Here is a 6,371-nt window from a genome sequence, read left to right as displayed (position 1 = left end):
TTGCAGAAGAGAGGATTGCTACCGTTTGAATCTTCTGGGCAGACTCAAGGCAAGATCTCAACTCAGTAATGGATTCCAGTCCATCACGCAGCGCTCCAAGTTCTCGAGGAGAGACAACACCTAAATTTATCCGCGCACAGATCCGTTCAAAATCAGGTATTCGACTGAGAAGCTCAGCACATCGAGCCCTGATCTCAAAATTTTCTTTTAAAAAACCGACCGCCTCTAGACGCCCTTGTATCGATTGAGAATCGATAAGGGGCTGATTCAGCCACTTGCGAAGCAACCGCTTTCCTCCTTGCGACTTTGTTACATCAAGATAATGCAACAGAGAACCTTCATATGCTCCATCTCTTGACGTTTGAACCAGCTCAAGATTACGACGAGTCATCGTATCAAGAGTCATACTCTGAGCTTGATCTTCCAGTGCTATTGAAAGAAATGGGAGCTCAGAGGATACCGTCATCTCATCAATATATCGAACAAATGTTCTCACTGCTCGCTTAGCGCTTAAACTCAGCAACGTAAAATCAGAGACCCGCCCCAGCCGTTCAGTTTCCTGAGAGAGACGCTGATCAGATACTCCTCGAAATCGGACCGAATGAGGGGGAAGCAGTCGTTCCAGCTCTCTGATCCATGAAGTTCGGCGGTCTAAACGGCGCCCATTGACTTCAGCGGGGAGCACGACTTCTGCCACTTCAAGGCGAAGCGCAAGTTCTACGAGCTCCTCTAAAGAGACCTTCTCTCGGACTGACACCTCGGACTCAAGAGCGCTTCCCCATGCAAAACTCACCTCACTGGAATTACCAAAACCTATTGCGAGGACTCCTTCTCGAACCCCAGGGGTTGGATTTGTTACTCCCATTATCCGAACTCCAGGAGTTACAACTCTTTCAAGATAACGCTCAATCCGGACCTTGTTCACTCCCTTGTCTTGCTCTTTCTTAACAACTTGATCACTCGCTGCTTGAGAAATCACAGCTGCCGAGAACCCCGCATCTACCAACCGCTCTAAATAGCTATCAATGACCGCTATGGGTACACCGCACATTGGAATCGGATTCGGATCCTTCTTATCCCGACTCGTTAGCGTAATATTGAGCTCTGCTGCAACTCGGACCGCATCTTCAAAAAAGAGCTCATAAAAGTCGCCCACTTGAAAAAAGATAAAATGATCTGGATAACGGTGTTTATAACTTACATATTCCTGCAACATAGGCGGAAGCACTCTCCCCTCCGCTCCGAAGGCAGCTCCTTGCTGACCTGACGATGCGTTATCAGAGCCTCGAGAGTTGTTGTGTGCATCAGAGTTCAAAATCTCTGGAAAGATTGCTGCTGTCATTATGAGAAAAACTCTTTCATCAACAAAAAGAACGCCGCAGTTATTTCACTCGTCCTTTTTTCATGTTATTCAGACCGAATCGTAACATTTTTGCACCATAATTCTTAACATGATTTAGGAGATGCAGTCATTCTCAGCGGTTATTTCTTAGGAGAACATGGAAAATCTCGACCAACAGAAGAAAAAGCTCCTTCTCATCGACGATGAAGAGGGTGTTCTTCAAGCCCTCTCATTATTACTCGGGGCGCTAGGACATCAAGTCTTCCCCTTCTCCGATCCCGTGAAAGCCTTGCAAGAGGTAACAGCTATTTCACCAGATTGGATTATCACTGACTTACGAATGCCGGAGATAGATGGATTCGGCGTCATAGAGAAACGAAACACAGAGTATCCTCACATCCCAGTCATATTGATTTCTGGCCATGCTCAAGAGGACGAAATTGAGAAAGCGAAGTCTCTTGGCGTAAAGGCGGTACTTCAAAAACCGTTCGATCCCAGTGCATTAACAAGCCTGATCAATCAAGATTAAAAATCCCCAGATTAAACAACTACTTCTGATGCAACTCTTTCTGCTTCGTGCAGAAACGGCTCCGAGAATCTCCAGCGTATCGATACGCTTCAAAAAAAGAACTGCAAAGGGGGCTGCATCGACTTCCAAGTGATACAGCCCCCTCTCTCTGGCATACAGATTACTGAAGAATACTACTCGTCTGAGCCCATCTTCTCTCGAAGGAGATCCCCGATAGTAATAGCACCACCGCTGTCTCCAGAGAATTGGTCAAGACTTGCCCTCTCTTCACGCTGCTGAATGGAGCGAATACTGAGGCTGATCCTCCGTTCAGCACGGTCTACGCTTGTTACCTCAGCTTCTATCTCACTCCCAACGGCGAAGTGATCCTTTGCTTCCTCCTCACGCTTCAGACCAAGTTGAGAATTATGGATAAGACCCTCAATGCCATTCTCTATTTCAACGAATACACCGAAGTCCGTCAATGAACTCACATTACCTTTGATCTTAACCCCAACTGGATAGCGCTGAGCGATCGTATCCCAAGGATCTTCCTCCAGCTGCTTAATGCCGAGGCTGATCCGCTCATTTTCGATATCAACCTCAAGCACTACCGCTTCAACTTCATCGCCTTTGGAGTACATTCGAGCAACTTCTTCTGGATCTTTGATACGCTTGGTCCATGAGAAGTCGGAAACGTGTACCAGCCCATCAATTCCCTCCTCGATACCAACAAAGATACCAAACTCAGTAACTGAACGAACTTGTCCCTTCACACGTGTCCCTGGAGCAAGTCTATCTGCAAGCTCTCTCCACGGATTCGGCATCAGCTGCTTCATACCGAGGCTAACCCGACGCTGCTCTTGGTCAATTCCTAAAACAACCGCCTCGATGTAATCACCGACATTCATAATGCTACCAGGGCTTCGAACCTTTTTGGTCCAGCTCATCTCTGAAACATGCACGAGACCCTCAACTCCTTCCTCGAGCTCAACAAAGGCTCCGTAATCAGCAAGACTGACCACTCGACCTTTCACTGTTGAGTTCAACGCACATCGCTCTTCGATGGTAGTCCAAGGGTCCTCTTTCAACTGCTTCATACCAAGGCTGACCCGTTCCTTATCCTTATCATACTTAAGGACAACAACCGGTACCTTCTCTCCAACTGAGAGCTTGTCTGACGGATGGTTCACACGACCCCACGAGATGTCCGTAATATGGAGAAGTCCGTCGATTCCTCCAAGATCAATAAACACACCATAATCGGTGATATTTTTGACCACACCTTCCATAACAACCCCCTCACTGAGCACCTGAAGCGTCTCAGTTCGAAGCTCATCACGCTCATGCATAAGAACTGCTCGGCGAGAAAGAACGATATTCCCCTTATCTCTTGTGACCTTCAAAATCTTAAATTCGTGCTCCTCTCCGAGAAAACGGTCGAGATTCCTATGTGGTCGAATATCAACTTGCGATCCCGGCAAAAAGGCAGGCAAACCAATGTCCACCTGCAATCCACCTTTCACTTTTTGAACGATAGTTCCTTTTATAAGACCATCTTTTTCAAAGAGCTTTTCCACCTCCGCCCATACTCGCTTCTGAACCGCCTTCTCGTAAGAGAGTATGAGCTGCCCATAATCATTCTCTAGATGAACAATATATACTTCGATCTCATCTCCAACAGCGTGAGTCTTTTCACCCTTCGAATTCTTAAACTGTTCAACAGGGATGATTCCTTCTAGCTTAAATCCAATATCAACTCGGGCGTAATCTTTTCCAAGCTCAACGAGGGTGCCTTGAACAACACTCCCTGCATGCAATCCTGTGAGCTGATCATCCATTGCCTCGAAGGCAGATGCGAAAGACGAAAACTCTTGAGTACCTGTATTCATTATTTTTCCTAATTATATAAAGAGAGACGAAATCATATGGGAGAGCAGGTGATAACGTTATCAGGTGATGAAATTATTCAGTGTTCATCGAAAGAGCATAGGCCTATGCTTCTCTCCATCACTCCCCAACTACCGCCTCGCGTGCCATGTTAATACAAAAAACTGATATGGCAGCAGCATTTCGGCACGATAGAAAAGCTCCCAACTCCCATGACAGTCGCAAATAGTACGACCGGAGTATGCCTAAAAGCTCAAAAAGACTCAAATTTTGATGAAGAATTTTCAAGAATCTCAAGAAATTTGAGGTCTATCGGCGCTGTAATCTTCAGATTGCACTCATCTCCCTTCACAACCACTACCGGGCAAAAAGAAGAAACCAGTGTCGAATCATCCGTCGCCGCTTCAAAGCCATCATCATGAGCTCTCATAATATGCCTGTATTCAAACGCTTGCGGCGTTTGCATTCGCCATAGGCCTTCTCTTGAGATCGAGCCCTCAATGCGCTGGCTATCTTGATCCACCCGCTGGAGGGTATCAGTTAAGGGAATTCCAAGGGTGGCTGCTCCGGTTTCACATACGGCTTCGACAACTGAATCAACAAGGTCAGGCGAAATATTACACCGGGCGGCATCGTGTATCACGATGCGGTCAGTGGGGTTCGGATGAAACATTTCTGTCAGGGCAAGCAGGGCTCTTCGGACCGAGGCCTGCCGCGTTTCACCGCCTTCAATCAACTGACATTCCCATTCTTGAGCTTGAAGAAGATGCTCAAACTGAGACCGATATCCCTCTGGATAGGTTATCAAGAGTGCCTCGAATGGCGTCTTCGCTCTTTTGAGTTTTTCTATCGTCCGTTCGAGTATCGTCTTCCCTGCCACCTCCACCAAAGCCTTCGGAAGGGCAGCACCCAATCGCTCACCTGAACCAGCAGCAACGATAATCCCAAGAACACGCTTCTTGTCATCTGTCATTCAAGCGCCCTTTTTCTTACGCTGATATCTTCAACGCTGAAGTAACATGAGCAATCATCTCTTGAAGAACCTCTTCTATTGTACTGCCAGAGTTGGCTATACGAACCATATCTGCTCCTTGAATCGATGGCGCTAACCCCCGTTCTTGATCTCGCTTATCCCGCTCATGAATCTCAATTCGCATCTCATGCGCTAATTGAACTTTTCTCTCTTCGGAGATCAATTGCTCTTTCTCTAAGATTTGTTGAAGACGGCGTGCCACTTTGATCTTCTCTTCCGTTTCAATCCAAAACTTCACATCAGCCTCTGGGAAGATGACTGTTCCCATATCTCGACCCTCAGCAACGAGATCTTCCCCCGGAAACGCTTCTCTTTGTGCCGCAACCAGTGCATCACGGACCGCGGGATGCACTGCCACCTCAGACGTAGCCTCACTCACCTGCGGAGAATAGAGCGAGTCAAAAACATCATCTCCATCTATAACAATTCGTGCGCTTCGGTCATCACCAGAAGACTTCCTGCCGAGCACTAATTTAATATCATGAGTTCTAATAAGCTCAGCAAGTTTTGACTGATCATCACGCGATACGTTAGCGCGAAGTGCGAGATAACCGACGGCTCTGTACAAAAGCCCTGTACTCATGTGCACAAAGCCAAGTCGCTCTGCCAATAATTTCGATAGAGTCGTCTTTCCAGTTCCGGCAAGACCATCGACAGTAATCACTCTTCTTGGACGCATCATACGAAGCTTCTCTCCCCCCTGCCTCAAGCCAATACTATGACAGGATTAGCCATAGATTCCCACCTATCAGATGAGGATTTCTCAACAGAACACACCTCCCAGACCGCGAGAATAGACTGGTAAAAGACGGGCTAAAAAATTGCAAGAAGCCCTTTCTGTCGTATCTCAGCTCTGGGGCCGCGTGCCCGACTGGGCACTATCAAAGTATGCAATCTGTTGCGACTGAATGGCAAATGATGTCCATTCAGATACACCGCTATAAGAATAGCTCTTATAACTCTGCGAAAAGTACGCATACGCCTCTCAATTAATTTATGAAAAATTGAGTCAATTCATTAAGAATTATCTCAAATATATCGAACTTTAATCTCAACCCTGCAATGAGGTATCTGAGATGTGGTCCTGTTTCACTTGCAAATCTCTACGCCTAAAAAAAGCCTCTGGCTTTTCACTCCTTGATCTCCTGGTCGCTATATCAATCATTGGGATTGTCGGATTTCTTGGCATTCCTCAAATCCAAAATATTTCAGCCTCATTCAACCGTTTGAATACACGAACGGTCTTCATCCAAGATCTGAAACAAGCCCAGGCAAAGGCCCTTACTGAAGGGTGTCGGGGTATTTTTACATTCTTAGAAGATAATTCAGGATACTCATTCGGCTGCGACTACCTTGCCTATGATTCAAGCTATCCTCCACAAGCGGATATCATTTCATTCTCACGCTCTTTTCCTTCAGGCATTAGTGTCAATCCCTCTCAGCAGATTATCTTTAACTCGCGAGGACTCCCCGTAGACGCAAACGATATTATCAATTCTGTTTCAGTTAATTTCGTAGATTCATCGGGAGGATCGGTCTATGCATTCGCTTCAGGCACGCTCTTTGCAACCGGATTATTCTCCTTCGACTAAGGATTA

General features: G+C 46.5%; 6 protein-coding genes. 2 read left to right on the top strand and 4 right to left on the bottom strand.

The features are described from left to right. Nucleotides 1-1,342 (bottom strand): hypothetical protein (locus EBR25_07260; protein NBW40787.1); only part of this gene is annotated, 1,342 nt, incomplete at its 3' end. Nucleotides 1,343-1,499: 157 nt separating this feature from the next. Here EBR25_07260 and EBR25_07255 point away from each other — a divergent pair. After that, nucleotides 1,500-1,871 carry a response regulator gene (locus EBR25_07255; GenBank protein ID NBW40786.1) on the top strand — a complete coding sequence of 124 codons (372 nt, stop codon included), beginning with the start codon at nt 1,500-1,502 and terminating at the stop codon, nt 1,869-1,871. A gap of 173 nt (nt 1,872-2,044) precedes the next feature. Here EBR25_07255 and EBR25_07250 read toward each other — a convergent pair whose 3' ends face one another. The 3 genes from EBR25_07250 to cmk all read right to left on the bottom strand — a co-directional run bounded on the left by EBR25_07250 (nt 2,045) and on the right by cmk (nt 5,455). Beyond that, a complete protein-coding gene (locus EBR25_07250) occupies nt 2,045-3,742 on the bottom strand; it encodes a 30S ribosomal protein S1 (protein ID NBW40785.1) in 1,698 nt (565 codons plus the stop codon). A 251-nt stretch (nt 3,743-3,993) separates the two neighbouring features. Beyond that, nucleotides 3,994-4,713 (bottom strand): 2-C-methyl-D-erythritol 4-phosphate cytidylyltransferase, encoded by a 720-nt coding sequence (gene ispD, locus EBR25_07245; protein NBW40784.1) that lies wholly within the window; start codon nt 4,711-4,713, stop codon nt 3,994-3,996. Between the two features lie 16 nt (nt 4,714-4,729). Then, nucleotides 4,730-5,455 (bottom strand): (d)CMP kinase, encoded by a 726-nt coding sequence (cmk, locus tag EBR25_07240; GenBank protein ID NBW40783.1) that lies wholly within the window; start codon nt 5,453-5,455, stop codon nt 4,730-4,732. Nucleotides 5,456-5,849: 394 nt separating this feature from the next. Between cmk and EBR25_07235 the strand changes: the two genes are divergently transcribed. Next, the gene (locus EBR25_07235) at nt 5,850-6,365 is read left to right on the top strand and encodes a type II secretion system protein (GenBank protein NBW40782.1); all 516 of its coding nucleotides are present in this window, start codon (nt 5,850-5,852) and stop codon (nt 6,363-6,365) included. The last annotated feature ends 6 nt before the right edge of the window (nt 6,366-6,371 follow it).

It is taken from the genome of bacterium (assembly GCA_009926305.1).
GTDB lineage: Bacteria > Bdellovibrionota_C > UBA2361 > UBA2361 > RFPC01 > RFPC01.
This window is presented reverse-complemented; position numbering and strand designations above follow the sequence as displayed.

Coding starts and splice junctions, on each gene's coding strand:
- EBR25_07255 (NBW40786.1), top strand. CDS start 1,500: ATGGAAAATCTCGACCAACAGAAGAAAAAGCTCCTTCTCATCGACGAT.
- EBR25_07250 (NBW40785.1), bottom strand. CDS start 3,742: ATGAATACAGGTACTCAAGAGTTTTCGTCTTTCGCATCTGCCTTCGAG.
- ispD (NBW40784.1), bottom strand. CDS start 4,713: ATGACAGATGACAAGAAGCGTGTTCTTGGGATTATCGTTGCTGCTGGT.
- cmk (NBW40783.1), bottom strand. CDS start 5,455: ATGATGCGTCCAAGAAGAGTGATTACTGTCGATGGTCTTGCCGGAACT.
- EBR25_07235 (NBW40782.1), top strand. CDS start 5,850: ATGTGGTCCTGTTTCACTTGCAAATCTCTACGCCTAAAAAAAGCCTCT.